This window comes from Klebsiella sp. NPDC088457 (assembly GCF_044900465.1).
Taxonomy (GTDB): domain Bacteria; phylum Pseudomonadota; class Gammaproteobacteria; order Enterobacterales; family Enterobacteriaceae; genus Klebsiella.
Map to the genome: position 1 here is coordinate 65,985 of NZ_JBJDNH010000024.1, position 18,418 is coordinate 84,402.

Below are 18,418 nucleotides of genomic sequence, written 5' to 3' on the forward strand. Positions count from 1 at the left end.
ATTTACACTGTGCAGCAAATCACGTTTATATTCCCTGCGCTTACGCAGAAAAAAAGTTGTCAACGGCGCGTTTGGTAAAATTTTCGCCTGTATCAGCGCTTCCCCGGTACACAATGGGGTAATCATGCTAGTTTAGACGTCCAGACGTATAAAAACAGGTTTGAAAAACATGGCTGACAAACATCTTGATACTACGCTCGTCAACGCCGGGCGCAGTAAAAAATATACCCAGGGCTCGGTAAACAGCGTGATTCAGCGTGCTTCGTCGCTGGTTTTCGATACCGTCGACGCTAAAAAGCACGCCACCCGCAACCGGGCGAAGGGCGAGCTGTTTTACGGTCGTCGCGGCACGCTCACCCATTTTTCCTTGCAGGAAGCGATGTGCGAGCTGGAGGGCGGCGCCGGCTGCGCGCTGTTCCCGTGCGGCGCGGCAGCGGTCGCCAATACGATTCTGGCTTTTGTCGAGCAGGGCGACCATGTCCTGATGACCAATAGCGCCTATGAACCGAGTCAGGATTTCTGTACCAAAGTTCTCGCCAGACTCGGCGTTACCACCAGCTGGTTTGACCCGCTGATTGGCGCCGATATCGCCCGCCTGATCCAGCCCAATACCCGGGTGGTGTTTCTTGAGTCCCCGGGTTCGATCACCATGGAGGTGCATGACGTCCCGGCGATCGTCGCTGCCGTCCGCAGCGTGGCGCCAGAGGCGATTATCATGATCGACAACACCTGGGCGGCGGGCGTGCTGTTTAAAGCGCTGGATTTCGGCGTGGATATCTCGATTCAGGCCGCCACCAAGTACCTGATTGGCCATTCCGACGCGATGGTCGGTACCGCGGTGTCCAATGCCCGCTGCTGGGATCAGCTGCGGGAAAATGCCTATCTGATGGGGCAAATGGTCGATGCCGATACCGCCTATATGACCAGTCGGGGCCTGCGAACCCTGGGCGTGCGCCTGCGTCAGCATCATGAAAGCAGCCTGCAGATCGCCGAATGGCTGGCGCAGCATCCGCAGGTCGCCCGCGTCAACCACCCGGCGCTGCCGGGAAGTAAAGGCCACGAGTTCTGGCAGCGCGACTTTAGCGGCAGCAGCGGTCTGTTCTCTTTTATCCTCAATAAACACCTGACCGATGCCGAGCTTTCCGCCTATCTCGACAACTTCAGCTTGTTCAGCATGGCCTACTCCTGGGGCGGTTTTGAATCGCTGATTCTGGCCAACCAGCCGGAGCAAATTGCCGCGATCCGCCCGGGAGCTGAAGTCGATTTCAGCGGCACGCTGATTCGGGTCCATATAGGTTTAGAAAATGTTGACGATCTGCTGGCGGATTTAGCGGCGGGCTTCTCCCGTATCGTGTAAAGTGACAGCAAGTGGCAACAATGGCGGACGTTCTGTTAAAAACGGCCGCTTTTGTTGCGCCCGAGATCAAGGTGTTCGGGCCGCTTCAGGAGTACACTAGTCAAAAATACGGTACCACTTAGGAAAGTCCATGGTTGTCATTCAAGAGATTGTCGCCGCGCTGTGGCAACATGATTTTGCCGCACTGGCGAACCCTCAGGTTGTCGGTTTTGTGTATCTGGTTATGTTCGCGACCCTGTTTCTGGAAAACGGTCTGCTGCCGGCCTCGTTTTTACCCGGCGATAGCCTGCTGCTGCTCGCCGGCGCGCTGATCGCCAAAGGCGTCATGGACTTTGTGCCCACTCTCGCGATCCTGACCGTGGCGGCCAGCCTCGGCTGCTGGCTCAGCTATCTGCAGGGGCGCTGGCTCGGCAATACCGCCACCGTCAAAGGCTGGCTCGCCCATCTGCCGCAAAAATATCATCAGCGTGCCACCTGCATGTTTGACAAGCACGGTCTGCTGGCGCTGCTCGCCGGGCGTTTTCTGGCCTTCGTGCGCACCCTGCTGCCCACCATGGCCGGCATTTCCGGGCTCTCAAACCGCCGTTTCCAGTTCTTCAACTGGCTGAGCGCGCTGCTGTGGGTGGGTGTGGTCACCGGCCTGGGATATGCCCTCAGCATGATCCCGTTCGTCAAACGCCATGAAGATCAGGTGATGACCTGTCTGATGATTCTGCCGATCGCCCTGCTGGTTGCCGGGCTGGTGGGCACTCTGGTCGTGGTTATCAAGAAAAAATTCTGCAGCGCCTGACCGCGCGAACCCGGGAGCGACGCTGCGCCGCCTTCCCGGGTTCGGCAGCCGCCGCTCCTCGCCCGTCACATTCCCTGAATCATTCTGATCCGCGCGGCGTCTTCGCCCGGCGTCATGCCGAAATAGCGTTTAAACTCACGGCTGAACTGGGAGGCGCTTTCGTAGCCGACCCGCATCGCCGCCGCGCTGGCCTTCATGCCATCGTGGATCATCAGCATCCGCGCCTTATGCAGGCGATAGCTTTTGAGATACTGCAACGGCGAGGTGCTGGTCACCGATTTGAAATTATGATGAAACGCCGAGACGCTCATATTGGCTTCCGCCGCCAGCTGGTCGACGCTGAGGTTCTCGGTGTACTGGCTTTCAATGCGTTTCAGGACGCGGCTGATCAGGCTGAAATGGGTTTGCCGGCTCACCAGCGCCAGCAGCGCCCCGCCGCACGGCCCGGTGAGCACGTAATAGAGCATCTCGCGGATAATCTGTTTGCCCAAAATACGCGCATCCAGCGGGCGTTCCATCACATCCAGCAGTCTTTCCGCCGCACACAAGATCTCCTCCGATAAGGCTGCCGAGTTGATCCCGCTCGAAGCCATCGCCGGCTGAAACAGCTCATCCTCACCAATATCCATCAGCAGCTCCTGGAGCTGGAGAATATCCACATTCAGCCGCATCCCTGCCAGCGGAACCTCGGGGGTGGCGAAGGTCTCGCACTCAAAGGGGAGCGGTACCGTCAGCAGCAGGTATTCATTGGTGTCATAGCGAAAAGTCCGCTCGTTGATGTAGCCAATTTTATGCCCCGAAAAGAGAAAAACAATGCCGGGCTGGTACATCACCGGCGTGCGGGTACCCGGCTGCGTACCGTAGAGCAGGCGAATATCGGGCAGCAGCGTACTGAGTTTTTCCTCATTTTCTTTCAATGCGTTAACTTTTTCCGTCAACAGCTGGCATATCTCGGCGCGGTTCATTTACGGGGGTTCTCCAGACGTTTTTGCACTCTTGCATTGTGCGCACTTTCCTGCCTTTTCTCCAGTCCCGTAGAGAAATGGGCAAGACAACGGCAGGAATGTGCATTGAGAGGAGCAGGTTACAGGACCACAATGACCGTCATCTGGCCGAGGCATCTTCTCTGTCGGCAGTTTTACTATTTGAGGGCACGAGCAATGAACAATTTCGATCTACATACCCCAACCCGCATTCTGTTTGGCAAAGGCGCCATCGACAATCTGCGCGATCAAATCCCGGCAGGCGCACGTATTCTGGTGACCTACGGCGGCGGTAGCGTGAAGAAAACCGGCGTGCTTGATCAGGCGCTGAAGGCGCTGAGCGGTTTCGAGGTGCTGGAGTTTGGCGGCATTGAACCGAACCCATCCTACGAGACGCTGATGAACGCCGTCAAAATCGCCCGTGAAGAGAAGGTCACGTTCCTGCTGGCCGTGGGCGGCGGTTCGGTACTGGATGGCACCAAGTTCATCGCCGCGGCGGCGCATTATGATGAAAACGTCGATCCGTGGGAAATCCTCGAAACCCGCGGCAACAACGTCAAAAGCGCGATCCCGATGGGGTCGGTGCTGACGCTTCCGGCAACCGGTTCCGAATCCAATAAAGGCGCCGTCGTTTCGCGTAAAACCACCGGTGACAAACGGGCCTTTATGTCATCCCACGTACAGCCGGTGTTTGCGATTCTTGACCCGGTTTACACCTACACCCTGCCGCCGCGTCAGGTGGCCAACGGCGTGGTTGACGCATTTGTCCATACCGTCGAGCAGTATGTCACCTACCCGGTTGATGGCAAAATTCAGGACCGCTTTGCCGAAGGCATTCTGCTGACTCTGATTGACGATGGCCCGAAAGCGCTGCAAGAGCCGGAAAACTACGACGTGCGCGCCAACATCATGTGGGCAGCGACCCAGGCGTTAAACGGCCTGATTGGCGCTGGCGTACCGCAGGACTGGGCAACGCACATGCTGGGTCACGAGCTGACCGCGATGCACGGCCTCGATCATGCCCAGACGCTGGCCATCATTCTGCCGGTACTGTGGAATGAAAAACGCGACGCCAAACGCGCCAAACTGCTGCAGTATGCCGCTCGCGTCTGGAATATCACCGACGGCTCTGAAGATGAGCGTATCGATGCCGCTATCGCCGCGACGCGTCAGTTCTTTGAGCAGCTGGGCGTCGCAACCCGTCTTTCCGACTACGGTCTGGACGGCAGCTCCATCCCGGCGTTACTGGCTAAACTGGAAGAACACGGCATGACGGCGCTGGGGGAAAATCAGGATATCACCCTCGACGTCAGCCGTCGGATTTACGAGGCTGCACGCTAAGTTTTCCCTGTCCCCCCTCCTCGTCTTCAGCTGAACTCGCGCGAAGGCGAGGAGTTTAACTACCGTTTTTAGCTATTTCGTCCAGACTTAATGCTACCCCTCAGCGGAATGTATACCGCTGAGTTTCATTAACAGGAGGAAGGCATGACACATCCAACCGTTATAAAACTGCACGACGGCAATCTGATGCCACAACTGGGTCTCGGCGTGTGGAAAGCAGGCAACGAGGAAGTCGTCTCCGCCATTCATAAGGCGCTGGAAGTCGGTTATCGCTCTTTTGACACCGCCGCCGCGTACCAAAATGAAACCGGCGTCGGTCATGCGTTAAGCCGCGCAGGCGTCGCTCGCGATGAGCTCTTTATCACCACCAAGCTGTGGAACGACGATCAGAAACGCCCGCATGAAGCCCTACAAGAGAGTCTGCGCAAACTGCAACTCGACTATGTCGATTTATACTTAATGCACTGGCCGGTTCCGGCGATTGACCACTACGTCGATGCCTGGAAAGGCATGATTGAGCTGCAAAAACAGGGGCTGACAAAAAGTATCGGCGTCTGTAACTTCCAGGTCCACCATCTGCAGCGGCTGCTGGATGAAACCGGCGTCGTGCCGGTGATAAACCAGGTGGAACTCCATCCCTTACTCCAGCAACGTCAGCTACACTCCTGGAACGCCACGCATAAAATCCAGACCGAGTCCTGGAGCCCGCTGGCGCAGGGGGGAGAAGGCGTGTTCGATCAGAAAATTATTCATGAGCTGGCGGATAAGTACGGTAAAACCCCCGCGCAGATTGTTATCCGCTGGCATCTCGACAACGGCCTGGTGGTGATCCCGAAATCGGTCACGCCGTCACGCATTGCGGAAAACTTCAACGTCTGGGACTTCCGTCTCGATAAAGACGAACTCAGTGAGATGGCAAAACTGGACCAGAACAAACGTCTGGGTCCGGATCCGGATCAGTTCGGCGGTTAATCTTCTTTCCCGCCGAAGAGCGTTTCTTATACCGTCCCGGATCGCGGCACAACCGCCCAATCCGGGTTTTCCCTATCATCCTGATACCCCGGCAGGCATCGCGCCGCCGGGGAATACGTCTTAGCGGGAAGCGGATTTAATCCGTTTTTTCGCCGTAGCCGGCGTCTGACGCTGATGCGCAACCGGCGTATGTTTGGTCAATGCCGGGCGGGTATTGCGGTTCTGACGACGCGCTTCGCGCATCTCATCCAGCGTTGGCGCGGGTACCAGACAATCGCGGCGTGAACCAATCAGGTGCTTCTTGCCCATCGCTTCCAGCGCCTGACGAATCAGCGGCCAGTTTGCCGGATCGTGATAGCGCAGCAATGCTTTATGCAGACGACGCTGCTTGTCGCCCTTCGGCACCACCACCTCTTCACTCTTATAGCCAATCTTACCCAGCGGGTTCTTGCCGGTGTAATACATGGTGGTCGAGTTGGCCAGCGGCGACGGATAGAAATTCTGCACCTGGTCGAGACGGAAACGGTTCTTCTTCAGCCACAGCGCCAGATTCACCATATCTTCGTCGCGGGTGCCCGGGTGCGCAGAGATAAAGTACGGGATCAGATACTGCTCTTTACCCGCCTGTTTCGAATAGGTATCGAACAGCTCTTTAAAGCGGTCATAGCTTCCCATTCCCGGCTTCATCATTTTCGACAGCGGACCTTCTTCCGTATGCTCCGGCGCAATCTTCAGATAGCCGCCAACGTGGTGGGTCGCCAGCTCTTTGATGTAGCGCGGATCCTCAACGGCGATGTCGTAACGCACGCCAGAGGCGATGAGGATTTTTTTAATCCCTTTCAGGTCGCGGGCGCGGCGGTACAGATTAATCGTCGGCTCGTGGTTGGTATCCATATGCGGGCAGATATCCGGATAGACGCAGGATAAACGACGGCAGGTCTGCTCGGCGCGCGGGGACTTACAGCGCAGCATGTACATGTTGGCCGTTGGGCCGCCAAGATCGGAGATAACGCCGGTAAAACCGGGAACCGTGTCGCGAATCGCTTCGATTTCGTTAATGATCGAATCTTCGGAACGGCTCTGAATGATGCGCCCTTCATGTTCGGTGATCGAACAGAAAGAACAGCCGCCGAAACAGCCGCGCATAATGTTAATCGAGAAGCGAATCATCTCGTAAGCCGGAATGCGGCTGTCACCGTACGCCGGGTGCGGGACGCGCTTATACGGTAGCGCAAACACGCTATCCATCTCTTCCGTCGACAGCGGGATCGCCGGCGGGTTAACCCAGATATACCGTTCGCCATGCTTTTGCATCAACGCCCGCGCGCAGCCCGGGTTGGTTTCGTGGTGCAGGATACGTGACGCATGGGCGTACAGCACCTTGTCCCCTTTCACCTTTTCAAAGGACGGCAGCAGCACGTAGGTCTTTTCCCACGGCTTCGGGCGCGGCGGTTGAACGGTCACGCGTTTAGCTTCTTGTTTTGGCGGCGCAACGGTTTTGTTATCCGCGCACGGCAGATCTTCGCCATACGGGTGCGGGATGGGGTCAATTTTACCCGGGGTATCCAGACGGGTGGAGTCGACGCCGCTCCAGCCGGGGAGCGCCTCTTTGACCATAATAGCGGTATTGCGGACGTCGCGAATCTGGCCGATCGGCTCGCCTGCGGCCAGACGATGCGCCACTTCAACCAGCGGACGCTCGCCGTTGCCAAACATCAGCATATCGGCCTTGGAGTCCACCAGCACCGAACGCCGCACGGTATCGGACCAGTAATCATAATGCGCGGTACGCCGCAGGCTGGCTTCAATACCGCCGAGAATAACCGGCACCTCTTTCCACGCCTCTTTGCAGCGCTGGGTATACACCAACGTGGCGCGATCCGGACGTTTACCGGCGACATTGCCCGCGGTATAGGCGTCATCATGACGCAGCTTGCGGTCAGCGGTGTAGCGGTTGATCATCGAGTCCATGTTGCCCGCGGTAACGCCGAAGAACAGATTCGGTTTCCCCAGACGCATAAAGTCATCTTTGCTGTTCCAGTCAGGCTGCGAAATAATCCCAACGCGGAACCCCTGCGCCTCCAGCATGCGGCCGCAGATCGCCATGCCGAAGCTCGGATGGTCGACATACGCATCGCCGGTGACCAGGATGATGTCGCAGCTATCCCAGCCAAGTTGATCCATCTCTTCGCGTGACATGGGTAAAAATGGCGCGGGACCAAAGCAGGCGGCCCAGTACTGCGGCCAGGAAAAAAGGTCACGATCCGGTTGGATCAGGGATATTGCGCTCATATTGCTTCCGGGGAAAAAAATGATAAAAAAATAACCAAAGGGCGGCGATTATAAGCCGGATTGCGGACAGAAATGAAGGGAGATTTTCTTATGCCCTGACCGCTGCTGGCCAGGGCATCGGGGATTACGGCGCCGGGTTGACCAGGATCTGGCCAATCGAGCCGCGATCGGCGAGTTCCAGCGTCTGGCTTAAGAACTGGAACGGGAAGTGCGGCCAGGAAGGCTGGGTGTAGTACACCAGCAGCTCCACCTGCCCGTCGACCCAGACGGTATCTTTCCAGCCGCGGTCCTCCGGGAACGGCGCGGAACCGTTCACGTTCCGCACCTGGAACATCACCCCTTCGATATGGAACGACTGCGGTCGATCGGCACGTACCGTCCAGCGCTCCCATGTGCCCTGCTGTGCGGTCACGTCAATGCGCTGCGGGTCCCACAGGTTGCCGTTAATCCCCGGATCGTCGCCAAGGGAGATATCGCGAGAGCGAATCGCCGCGCCGGACAGAACTTCCGTCGGCAGCAGACGCACCGGCAGGCTATCGGTCACCAGCGGCAGCAGGCCCGTTGGACGCAGGGTTAACAGCAGCGTGGAAATCAGGATGCTCGACGGCTCGAAGAAGCCGCGAATGCGGTCAACGATGCTTGCCGCTTCGCCGCAGGTAATCGACACCTCATCGCCGTTGGTCATATCGACCAGAATTTCACGCCGCTCGCCGGGCGCCAGCGACAGCTGCTTTAACGACACCGGGGCCGGTAAAAAACCCTGGTCGCCGGAGATAACGTGTATCAGCCGACCATCGCTCATCTGCAGCTGGTAGCGCCGGGAGTTAGAGGCGTTCAGCAGGCGCAAACGAACCCAGCCGCGCGACACTTCAACATACGGACTCTGGACGCCGTTCACCAGCAGCGTATCCCCGACAAAGCCGCCGCTGCCGGGTTCGCTGTATTCCGGCGTACCGAAATTATCCAGACGCTTGTCCTGAATAATCACCGGGAAATCATCGACGCCGTAATGGTTGGGAACGGGGAGATTTTTACTGATTTCATCTTCCACCAGCCACATGCCGGCAAGACCGTTATAGACCTGTTTAGCCATATGGTTCGGGGTATTCGCCTGATACCACAGCGTGGCGGCGCTCTGGCGAATCGGCAGCACCGGCGCCCAGTCGGCATTCGGCGACATCATGCGCGCCGCGCCGCCAATCAGCGGACCGGGAACCTGCAGACCGCGGATGGTCATGGCGACGTTTTCCGTCAGGCGGTTACTGTAAATCAGCTTTACGTCATCGCCATTCCACACGCGAATCGTCGGCCCAAGATAGCGGCCGTTCACCCCCCAGACCGACGCGCGGGTGCCGGAGGTAAAGGACCAGTGGGCGCGTTGCAAAGTCAAAAACAGCGGCTGGCCGCGACGGGACTCCAGCAGCGGAGGAACCGGCAGGACGGGCTGTTGGCCGGCGGCATGTGCGTTCAGCGGCACGGCTCCCGCGCACAGCGCTACGCCTGAAGCCTTAATAAACTGACGCCGACTGAGTGACATATTAACTCCATGAAATACTGACAAATCAAAAAGGGAATTCGTTTCCCGCTAGCAATCTGCTCGCGTTATCGCGGCGTTTCCTGTTTTATTTCTTTGCTGCGGCTTCGCGCTCCGCGACTTCGCGATCCAGCTCTTCAATTTTCGCGGCCATCAGCTCGCGGCAGTGCGTCGCCAGCGCGCGTACGCCCTCTTTACCAAACTGGCTGGTATCGACCGGCGGCAGCATTTCAACAATCACCAGGCCGTTATTCAGGCGATTGAGATTAATTTTATTCGATGTATTAGAAACGCATACCGGAATAATCGGCACGCCGGCGGCGATGGCCGCGTGGAAAGCGCCGGTCTTAAAGGGCAGCAGGCCGCGACCGCGGCTGCGGGTCCCTTCCGGGAACATCCAGAAAGATATTTTACGTTTTTTAAAGGTATTCACCACCTGCGAGATCGTCCCATGCGCTTTCGCCCGGTTATTACGATCAATCAGCAGGTTACCCGTTAGCCAGTAGAGCAGGCCAAAGAACGGGATCCATACCAGGCTCTTTTTGCCCACGGTCACGGTCGGCGGCTGTACGATATTGGATGCCGTCACCATATCATAGTTGTTCTGATGGTTAGCAATGTAGATTGCATTGCCATAGTTTTCCGCATCCGCAGGCTTACGCGTTTCGACCTTCAGACCGAATAACGGGGACAGCCGGCCAAACAGGTGCCCGAAGGTGGCAACGTGCTTAGGATTACGCGGGCTGAACAAACAGTAAATACAGCCAAATATACAGACAAAGATACAATAAATAACAACAATAATGAGTCGAAAAATAAATAGCATAGCTACCTCTAAAACCCAAACCGCTTAGAATGATACCCGCAAACTTTCGCTGGCATGTGCGTTCGCAGGATAACCCGGTCCACCGGTCCGCTGCGTACTGCACGCGCCTGAAGCCCTCGTCGTCGCTCTCTTTCCGCGACCCGAAGATAGGGGTACTTACTCGCTGTTCAGCAGATTGCAGGCGTCGGGCATCAGTTGCTGACGGCCTCGACGTATCTTGAATGATTTTGCGTCTATTGTTAATCGCAACATCTGAATAAACAACGATTTTGCGGCATATTTTAGCATCCTCTACCCTTCGGTAGAGGATCCTTATCTTACTCTTCGCTATCACCCGCCGCTGCGCGACGCGGCGAATCGATTTCCACACGGTCGATTTTCTGCAGCCCGCGCATCAGTGAGCCGCGGCGACCGCGTTCCCCGGTGACTTTCTGCAGCTCTTCCGGACGCAGTTTAATCTTGCGCTTACCGACGTGGATAGTCAGAGTGCTCTGCGGCGGCAGCACAAACAGGTGCGCCAGCCCATCCTGCCCGGAAGCCGCATCCGCCGACGGAATATTGATAATCTTGTTCCCCTTGCCTTTCGACAGCTGCGGCAGATCGTTCACCGGGAACATCAGCATACGCCCGGCGGAGGTGATCGCCAGCAGCATGTCTGACTCATCTTCAATCACCAGCGGCGGCATCACCCGGGCGTTATCCGGCAGCGTAATCAGCGCCTTGCCCGCGCGGTTGCGCGCCACCAGATCGTTGAAGGTGCAGACGAAACCGTAGCCGGCGTCGGAAGCCATCAGCAGCTTGCGATCGTCATTCTCCATCAGCATATGCTCAACGCTGGCCCCCGGCGGCAGCGTCAGTTTGCCGGTAATCGGCTCACCCTGACCGCGCGCCGACGGCAGCGTAATCGGATCGATGGCGTAGCTACGCCCGGTCGTATCAATAAACACCACCGGCTGGTTGCTCTTGCCTTTCGACGAGGCTTTCCAGCTATCGCCCGCTTTGTAACTCAGCCCCTGGGCGTCAATGTCGTGGCCTTTGGCGCTACGTACCCAGCCCATTTGCGACAGCACGATGGTGACCGGTTCGGACGGCAGCATGTCATGCTCGCTCATGGCTTTCGCCTCTTCGCGCTCGCGCAGCGGGGAACGCCGATCGTCGCCGAAGGCGTCGGCGTCGGCCTGCAGCTCTTTCTTCAGCAGGTTATTCATCTTCCGTTCGGACGCCAGAATCGCCTGCAGCTGATCACGCTCTTTTTCCAGATCGCTCTGCTCGCCGCGGATCTTCATCTCTTCCAGTCTGGCAAGATGACGCAGTTTCAGCTCAAGGATCGCTTCCGCCTGGGTTTCGCTGATGCCGAAGCGGGACATCAGAGCCGGCTTCGGTTCATCCTCGTGGCGGATAATTTCGATCACCTCATCGATATTCAGAAAGGCAACCAGTAAACCTTCGAGGATATGCAGGCGCTTGAGCACCTTCTCCAGGCGATAGCTCAGGCGGCGACGCACGGTATCGCGACGGAAGGTGAGCCATTCCGCGAGGATCTCCAACAGGTTTTTCACCGCCGGGCGGTTGTCGAGGCCGATCATATTCAGGTTAATGCGGTAGCTTTTTTCGAGATCGGTGGTGGCGAACAGGTGGTTCATTACCTGCTCCATATCCACGCGATTAGAACGCGGGACGATCACCAGACGGGTCGGGTTTTCGTGATCGGACTCGTCGCGTAAATCGTCAACCATCGGCAGCTTTTTATTGCGCATCTGGGCGGCGATTTGCTCCAGCACGCGGGCACCGGAAACCTGATGCGGCAAGGCCGTGATCACGACCGCGCCATCTTCTTTCTTCCACACCGCGCGCATACGCACCGAACCACGACCGTTCTGATAGATTTTGCGGATCTCGGCGCGCGGGGTAATGATTTCAGCTTCGGTGGGGTAATCCGGCCCGTGGACGATATCCAGCAGCTCGTCGAGCGAGGTCTGCGGTTTTTCGATCAGGGCTATCGCCGCCTGCGCCACTTCGCGCAGGTTGTGCGGGGGAATATCGGTTGCCATCCCCACGGCGATACCGGTGGTGCCGTTCAGCAGGATATTCGGCAAACGCGCAGGCAGCATTTTCGGCTCCTGCATCGTTCCGTCGAAGTTCGGCACCCAATCAACGGTTCCCTGGCCCAGTTCGCCGAGCAGCAGTTCCGCATACTTCGACAACCGGGATTCGGTATAACGCATTGCGGCGAAGGATTTGGGATCGTCCGGGGCCCCCCAGTTTCCCTGGCCGTCCACCAGCGGGTAGCGGTAGGAGAAGGGCTGCGCCATCAGCACCATGGCTTCATAGCATGCGCTATCGCCGTGCGGATGGTATTTACCCAGCACGTCACCGACGGTGCGGGCGGACTTTTTGAACTTCGCGCTGGCGTTCAGCCCCAGCTCGGACATCGCATACACGATGCGACGCTGTACCGGCTTCAGACCATCGCCAATAAACGGCAACGCCCTGTCCATGATGACGTACATGGAATAGTTCAGGTAAGCATTTTCCGTAAATTCATGCAGCGCGAGGCGCTCTGCCATATCGCTCATTAATCGTGAATCCTCAATCTGCGTACCGACCGTGCGGGCGGCAAAACTACCGGCGATAATACCCTATCTGACGCCCTGAGTCACAGGGCGTTAGACCGGTTGAAGATTCTGCGGTTAAGCGTAGCAAAGTCACCCGGGTCAGCGGCGTTACGGGGTGACTTTATTGATTTGCTTGACGTCGATTTCCACCGAGTTCCAGTCTTTATCGACCTCCCCCTGAATTTCGACCGTATCCTGCGGCGTGACGGTCAGGCCGTTCCAGCGTTTATGGTCGATATCGACATTCACCGTCCCGGTGGCGTCTTGGAATTTATACACCTCGTCAGAGACGCGCTGAACGATTTTGCCGCGCAGAGTGACCCAGGTATCGTCACGCAGCGATTTGGCATTTTCCACCGTCGTCACGCTACCGCTCGGGCCGATAAAGCCGCCTTTTGGCGTGGCAGTCTGGCTGGTTTGTGTCGAGCCCGGGCCGGTGAAACCGCCTTGTTCAGCCGCCAGCACCGGCATGGAAATCAGAGCAACGATAGCGGTCACTGCAGCGATTTTCTTCATGATATGTTCTCCCTTTATGTTGATATCGTTACCATTACAGCAGGCAAAACTTAACGACTTCTTAAGCGGAAAAAAGAAATTTTATTGCTGTACAGCACGCGCCACAACGCGCTTTACTGCGCGTATTCATGATGGCCACAGGAGCAGGCAATGCGCATTTTACTGGTGGAAGACGACAAGCTGATCGGCGATGGCATTAAAGCCGGACTGGCAAAGATGGGCTTGAGCATCGACTGGTTTACCCGTGGCGAAGAGGGAAAAGCCGCGCTCTACAGCGCCCCTTATGACGCGGCGATCCTTGACCTGACGCTGCCGGGTCTTGACGGGCTGGATATCCTGCGCGAATGGCGCGCCACGGGCCGCCACGAGCCGGTGCTGATCCTTACCGCCCGGGATGCCCTCAGCCAGCGTGTCGAAGGACTCCGCCTCGGCGCCGACGACTATCTGTGTAAACCTTTTGCGTTGATTGAAGTGGCCGCCCGCCTTGAGGCGCTGGTTCGCCGCGCCCACGGGCAGAGCCGCAGCGAGCTGCGCCACGGTCGCGTCACGCTCGACCCCAGCGGCCTGACGGTGACGCTGAACGGCGAAAACCTGGCGCTGAAGCCGAAAGAGTTCGCCCTGCTGGAGCTCCTGATGCGCAATGCCGGACGGGTCCTGCCGCGAAAGCATATCGAAGAAAAGCTTTATAACTGGGACGATGACGTCTCCAGCAACGCGGTTGAAGTTCATGTTCATCACCTGCGCCGCAAGCTCGGCAGCGAATTTATTCGTACCGTCCACGGTATCGGCTATACCCTGGGTGATGCATGAAACCACTGAGCCTGCGCGTCCGCCTGACGCTGCTTTTTTTCCTGTTGACCAGCGCCGCCTGGGGCATCGCCAGTTTTATCGCCTGGCAGCACACCCGCGACAAGCTGGACAAGCTCTTTGATACCCAGCAGTTGCTGTTTGCCCGCCGCCTGAGCGCAATGAACTTCGACGAGCTGCACACGCTGACCCCGCCGGTACAGGCAAAGAAAATGAAACATGGCCATCTCGATGATGATGCGCTGGCGTTCGCGATTTTCACCGCCGACGGCAAACGGGTGCTCCACGATGGCGAGAACGGCCAGGACATTCCGTGGCACAACCGTCGGGAAGGGTTTAGCGATGGCTATCTGGAAAACGACGATGACGAATGGCGCTTTCTGCAGCTGACCACCCGCGACGGCCGCTACCGCATTGTCGTCGGCCAGGAGTGGGATTACCGGCGGGAAATGGCGCTGGATATCGTCACCTCCCAGCTGACGCCCTGGCTGATGGCGCTGCCGCTGATGTTCCTGCTGCTGATTGTCCTGCTGAGCCGGGAGCTGGCGCCGTTGAAGCAGTTGGCCCGAACGCTGCGCCTGCGCGCGGCGGATTCAGCCGAATCGCTTAACGTCGACAAGGTGCCCAGCGAGGTCCGGCCGTTGGTTGATGCGTTGAATCAGCTGTTTGCCCGTACCCATGACACCATGATGCGCGAGCGTCGGTTTACTTCCGATGCCGCGCACGAGCTACGCAGCCCGCTTGCCGCGCTGAAGGTGCAGACCGAAGTCGCCCAGCTGTCGATAGACGACCCGCAGGGGCGCGACAAGGCATTGGCGCAGATGCATCAGGGGATTGACCGCGCAACCCGCCTGGTCGACCAGCTACTGACCCTCTCGCGTCTGGATTCACTGGCGCAGCTTGATGACGTGCAGACCCTCGGCATGGACGAGCTGCTGCAATCGGCGGTGATGGAGATGTACCATGCTGCGCAGCAGGCCGGCATCGACCTCCGTCTGCATTTGAAGGCTGCCAACGTCACACGCCCTGGTCAGCCGCTGCTGCTGAGTCTGCTGGTGCGCAATCTGCTGGATAATGCCGTGCGCTACAGCCCGCGCGGAAGCCGGGTGGATATCACTCTCGCGGCGCGCGGATTTGACGTGCGCGATAATGGCCCGGGCATCAGCGCCGAGGCGCTGGCGCGTCTCGGCGAGCGATTCTATCGCCCCCCCGGCCAGGATGAGCCCGGCAGCGGGCTGGGGCTATCTATCGTCCGGCGCATCGCCACGCTGCACCGCATGACCGTCACCTTCAGCAATTCGTCGGCGGGCGGCTTCGAAGCGCGGGTGCGCTGGTAGCCGGGATTATTGCGAATAACGCAAAAGACTTTGCACATTTTGCTCATTTTACCGCCCCGCCTCACGGGGTAAAATCAGTGACAAACTCGAAAATCGAAGGGTAAAAAATGAGCAACATCCTGATTATCAACGGTGCGAAAAAATTCGCCCACTCCAACGGCCAGTTGAACGACACCCTGACCGAGGTCGCGGATGGTTATCTGCGCGACGCCGGGCATGATGTTAAAATCGTCCGCGCCGAAAGCGATTATGCTGCGCAAGAAGAGGTACAGAATTTCCTCTGGGCCGATGTGGTCATCTGGCAAATGCCGGGCTGGTGGATGGGCGCGCCGTGGACCGTGAAGAAATATATCGATGATGTCTTCACCGAAGGCCATGGATCGCTGTACGCCAGCGATGGCCGTAGCCGCTCCGACGACAGCAAAAAATATGGCTCAGGCGGTTTGATTCAGGGCAAACGCTATATGCTTTCCCTGACCTGGAATGCGCCGATGGAGGCCTTTACCGATAAAGAACAGTTCTTCCATGGCGCTGGCGTTGACGGCGTGTATCTGCCGTTCCATAAAGCGAACCAGTTCCTCGGGATGAGCGCTCTGCCGACTTTTATCGCTAACGACGTCATTAAAATGCCGGATGTGCCGCGCAACATCGCAGAATATCGCAAGCATCTGGCGCAGATTTTTGGTTAACTAAAGATCTACATACAGAAGGAGTTGAGTTAATCATGTTGACAGTGATCGCAGAAATTCGCACTCGTCCGGGCCAGCATCACCGCCAGGCCGTGTTGGATCAGTTCGCCAAAACTATTCCGCTGGTTTTACAGGAAGAAGGCTGCCACGGCTATACGCCGATGGTCGACCATGCCGCAGGCGTCAGCTTTCAGAGCACCTCGCCAGATTCCATCGTGATGGTGGAACTATGGGACAGCGTGGCCCATCTCGAAGCGCACCTGCAAACCCCGCATATGAAAGCGCACAGCGAAGCGGTGAAAGGGGACGTGCTGGAAGTCAGTATCCGTATTCTGCAGCCGGGCGTTTAAGCCAGCGCGCAGCCGGGAAAAATACCCGGCGAAGCAAAGAGAAGTGAACCAGAACTGGCGCAGCGCCAGTTCTGGTTAAAGCCGGTATCAGGCTTCCAGGTCCGCCATATCCCCTTTTTCCTGCAGCCAGTTGCGCCGGTCTTCCGAACGTTTCTTGGCTAACAGCATATCCATCATTGCCGTTGTCTGCTGCTCATCTTCGTCGCTGATAACCAGCTGGACCAGACGGCGGGTATTAGGGTCAAGCGTGGTTTCACGCAACTGCATCGGGTTCATTTCCCCCAGCCCTTTAAAGCGCTGTACGTTGGGTTTGCCCTTCTTACGCTTGAGCTGCTCCAGTACCCCGGCCTTCTCTTCCTCCGTCAGCGCGTAGTACACCTCTTTGCCGAGATCGATACGGTACAGAGGCGGCAGCGCGACATGGACGTGGCCGTGTTTCACCAACGTGCGGAAGTGCTTAACAAACAGCGCGCACAGCAGCGTGGCGATGTGCAGACCATCGGAGTCCGCATCCGCCAGAATGCAGATTTTACCGTAGCGCAGCTGGCTCAGGTCATCGCTATCCGGGTCGATACCAATGGCCACCGAAATGTCGTGGACCTCCTGCGAGGCCAGCACTTCGTCTGACGAGACTTCCCAGGTATTAAGGATTTTACCCTTCAGCGGCATGATCGCCTGATATTCCCGGTCGCGCGCCTGCTTGGCAGAGCCGCCCGCCGAGTCCCCTTCGACCAGGAACAGCTCGGTACGGTTCAGATCCTGCGCGGTACAGTCCGCCAGCTTGCCCGGCAGCGCAGGGCCGCTGGTCAGCTTTTTTCGCACCACTTTTTTCGCCGCGCGCATCCGGCGCTGAGCGCTGGAGATCGCCATCTCGGCGAGCAGCTCCGCCGCCTGCACGTTCTGATTCAGCCACAGGCTGAAGGCATCTTTCACCACCCCGGAGACAAATGCCGCACACTGGCGTGAAGAGAGGCGCTCTTTAGTCTGCCCGGCAAACTGCGGATCCTGCATTTTCACCGATAGCACATAGGCGCAGCGATCCCAGATATCTTCCGCGGAGAGCTTCACGCCGCGCGGCAGGATATTGCGATATTCACAGAACTCACGCATCGCCTCCAGCAGCCCCTGACGCAGACCGTTGACGTGGGTGCCGCCCTGCATGGTCGGGATCAGGTTAACGTAGCTTTCGGTCAGCAGCTCACCGCCTTCCGGCAGCCACAGCAGCGCCCAGTCCACCGCTTCGGTTTCGCCGGAGAAGTTGCCGACAAACGGTTTTTCCGGCAGCAGCGGCAGGCCATTAACCGCTTCACACAGATAGTCGGTCAGCCCATCCTGGTAGCACCAGCGCTGCTCGCTGTTGTTCACCTGATCGCGGAACACGATCTCCACGCCGGGGCATAGCACGGCCTTGGCTTTGAGCACATGCGTCAGACGCGAAACCGAAAAACGCGGGCTATCAAAGAAGCTTTCATCAGGCCAGAAGTGCACGCTGGTACCGGTATTGCGTTTGCCGCAGGTGCCGGTCACGTGGAGCTCTTCGACCTTATCGCCGTTCTCGAAAGCGATACTGTAGATCTGACCGTCGCGGCGGACGTTAACTTCCACGCGTTTGGACAAGGCATTGACGACCGAAATCCCCACCCCATGCAAACCGCCTGAGAACTGGTAGCTCTTGCTGGAAAATTTGCCGCCCGCATGCAGGCGACAGAGAATCAGCTCAACCGCCGGGACCCCTTCTTCCGGGTGGATATCAACCGGCATCCCGCGCCCGTCGTCGATCACTTCCAGCGATTGGTCGGCATGAAGAATAACCTCCACGCGTTTCGCATGGCCAGCCAGTGCTTCATCCACACTGTTATCAATAACTTCCTGACCAAGATGGTTAGGACGTGTTGTGTCAGTGTACATCCCCGGACGGCGGCGAACCGGCTCAAGCCCGGTGAGTACCTCAATGGCATCAGCGTTATATGAAGATTGCGTCATGGTGTGTATTCGTAGGTAGTCCAGGG

General features: G+C 57.8%; 14 protein-coding genes and 1 pseudogene. 8 read left to right on the plus strand and 7 right to left on the minus strand.

Annotated features, from left to right (window positions below):
- The first annotated feature begins 169 nt into the window (after positions 1-169).
- Together metC and yghB are read left to right on the plus strand one after the other, a co-directional pair.
- Positions 170-1,357 carry a cystathionine beta-lyase gene (gene metC / locus ACI2JR_RS16535; RefSeq protein WP_462479002.1) on the plus strand — a complete coding sequence of 396 codons (1,188 nt, stop codon included), beginning with the start codon at positions 170-172 and terminating at the stop codon, positions 1,355-1,357.
- A 130-nt stretch (positions 1,358-1,487) separates the two neighbouring features.
- Positions 1,488-2,147: a DedA family general envelope maintenance protein YghB gene (gene yghB / locus ACI2JR_RS16540; RefSeq protein ID WP_132729706.1), complete on the plus strand. Its 660-nt coding sequence runs from the start codon at positions 1,488-1,490 to the stop codon at positions 2,145-2,147.
- A 65-nt stretch (positions 2,148-2,212) separates the two neighbouring features.
- Here yghB and ACI2JR_RS16545 read toward each other — a convergent pair whose 3' ends face one another.
- A complete protein-coding gene (locus tag ACI2JR_RS16545) occupies positions 2,213-3,112 on the minus strand; it encodes an AraC family transcriptional regulator (protein WP_132729705.1) in 900 nt (299 codons plus the stop codon).
- 195 nt (positions 3,113-3,307) lie between these two features.
- On the opposite strand from ACI2JR_RS16545, the gene yqhD reads away from it, so the two are divergent.
- Positions 3,308-4,471, plus strand: a complete 1,164-nt coding sequence (gene yqhD / locus ACI2JR_RS16550; protein ID WP_462479003.1) for an alcohol dehydrogenase — start codon at positions 3,308-3,310, stop codon at positions 4,469-4,471.
- 144 nt (positions 4,472-4,615) lie between these two features.
- Positions 4,616-5,443, plus strand: a complete 828-nt coding sequence (gene dkgA, locus ACI2JR_RS16555; RefSeq protein WP_132729703.1) for a 2,5-didehydrogluconate reductase DkgA — start codon at positions 4,616-4,618, stop codon at positions 5,441-5,443.
- A 150-nt stretch (positions 5,444-5,593) separates the two neighbouring features.
- On the opposite strand, the pseudogene ACI2JR_RS16560 reads toward dkgA, so the two are convergent.
- From ACI2JR_RS16560 to ACI2JR_RS16580, 5 genes and pseudogenes are all read right to left on the minus strand, one after another.
- Positions 5,594-7,827 (minus strand): annotated as a pseudogene (locus tag ACI2JR_RS16560) (YgiQ family radical SAM protein); the annotation flags it as partial.
- A 32-nt stretch (positions 7,828-7,859) separates the two neighbouring features.
- Positions 7,860-9,272, minus strand: a complete 1,413-nt coding sequence (gene ftsP / locus ACI2JR_RS16565) for a cell division protein FtsP (protein ID WP_132729701.1) — start codon at positions 9,270-9,272, stop codon at positions 7,860-7,862.
- Positions 9,273-9,357: 85 nt separating this feature from the next.
- Entirely contained in the window at positions 9,358-10,095 is a 738-nt protein-coding gene (gene plsC, locus ACI2JR_RS16570; RefSeq protein WP_462479004.1) for a 1-acylglycerol-3-phosphate O-acyltransferase, read from the minus strand.
- 317 nt (positions 10,096-10,412) lie between these two features.
- Complete coding sequence (gene parC, locus ACI2JR_RS16575; RefSeq protein WP_132729699.1) at positions 10,413-12,671, minus strand: DNA topoisomerase IV subunit A; 2,259 nt, start codon at positions 12,669-12,671, stop codon at positions 10,413-10,415.
- A gap of 147 nt (positions 12,672-12,818) precedes the next feature.
- Positions 12,819-13,226: a YgiW/YdeI family stress tolerance OB fold protein gene (locus tag ACI2JR_RS16580; protein WP_132729698.1), complete on the minus strand. Its 408-nt coding sequence runs from the start codon at positions 13,224-13,226 to the stop codon at positions 12,819-12,821.
- Positions 13,227-13,376: 150 nt separating this feature from the next.
- Here ACI2JR_RS16580 and qseB point away from each other — a divergent pair, with 150 nt between their 5' ends.
- The 4 genes from qseB to ACI2JR_RS16600 all read left to right on the plus strand — a co-directional run bounded on the left by qseB (position 13,377) and on the right by ACI2JR_RS16600 (position 16,409).
- Positions 13,377-14,036, plus strand: coding sequence for a quorum sensing response regulator transcription factor QseB (qseB, locus tag ACI2JR_RS16585; protein ID WP_462479005.1), 660 nt, complete (start codon positions 13,377-13,379; stop codon positions 14,034-14,036).
- Positions 14,033-15,370, plus strand: a complete 1,338-nt coding sequence (gene qseC, locus ACI2JR_RS16590; protein ID WP_132729696.1) for a quorum sensing histidine kinase QseC — start codon at positions 14,033-14,035, stop codon at positions 15,368-15,370. The genes qseB and qseC overlap by 4 nt, the downstream gene beginning before the upstream one ends.
- Before the next feature lie 107 nt (positions 15,371-15,477).
- Positions 15,478-16,059, plus strand: a complete 582-nt coding sequence (locus ACI2JR_RS16595) for an NAD(P)H-dependent oxidoreductase (RefSeq protein WP_132729695.1) — start codon at positions 15,478-15,480, stop codon at positions 16,057-16,059.
- 35 nt (positions 16,060-16,094) lie between these two features.
- The gene (locus tag ACI2JR_RS16600) at positions 16,095-16,409 is read left to right on the plus strand and encodes a putative quinol monooxygenase (protein WP_132729694.1); all 315 of its coding nucleotides are present in this window, start codon (positions 16,095-16,097) and stop codon (positions 16,407-16,409) included.
- A gap of 87 nt (positions 16,410-16,496) precedes the next feature.
- On the opposite strand, the gene parE is transcribed toward ACI2JR_RS16600, so the two are convergent.
- Positions 16,497-18,392, minus strand: coding sequence for a DNA topoisomerase IV subunit B (parE, locus tag ACI2JR_RS16605; protein WP_132729693.1), 1,896 nt, complete (start codon positions 18,390-18,392; stop codon positions 16,497-16,499).
- Between the last annotated feature and the right edge of the window lie 26 nt (positions 18,393-18,418).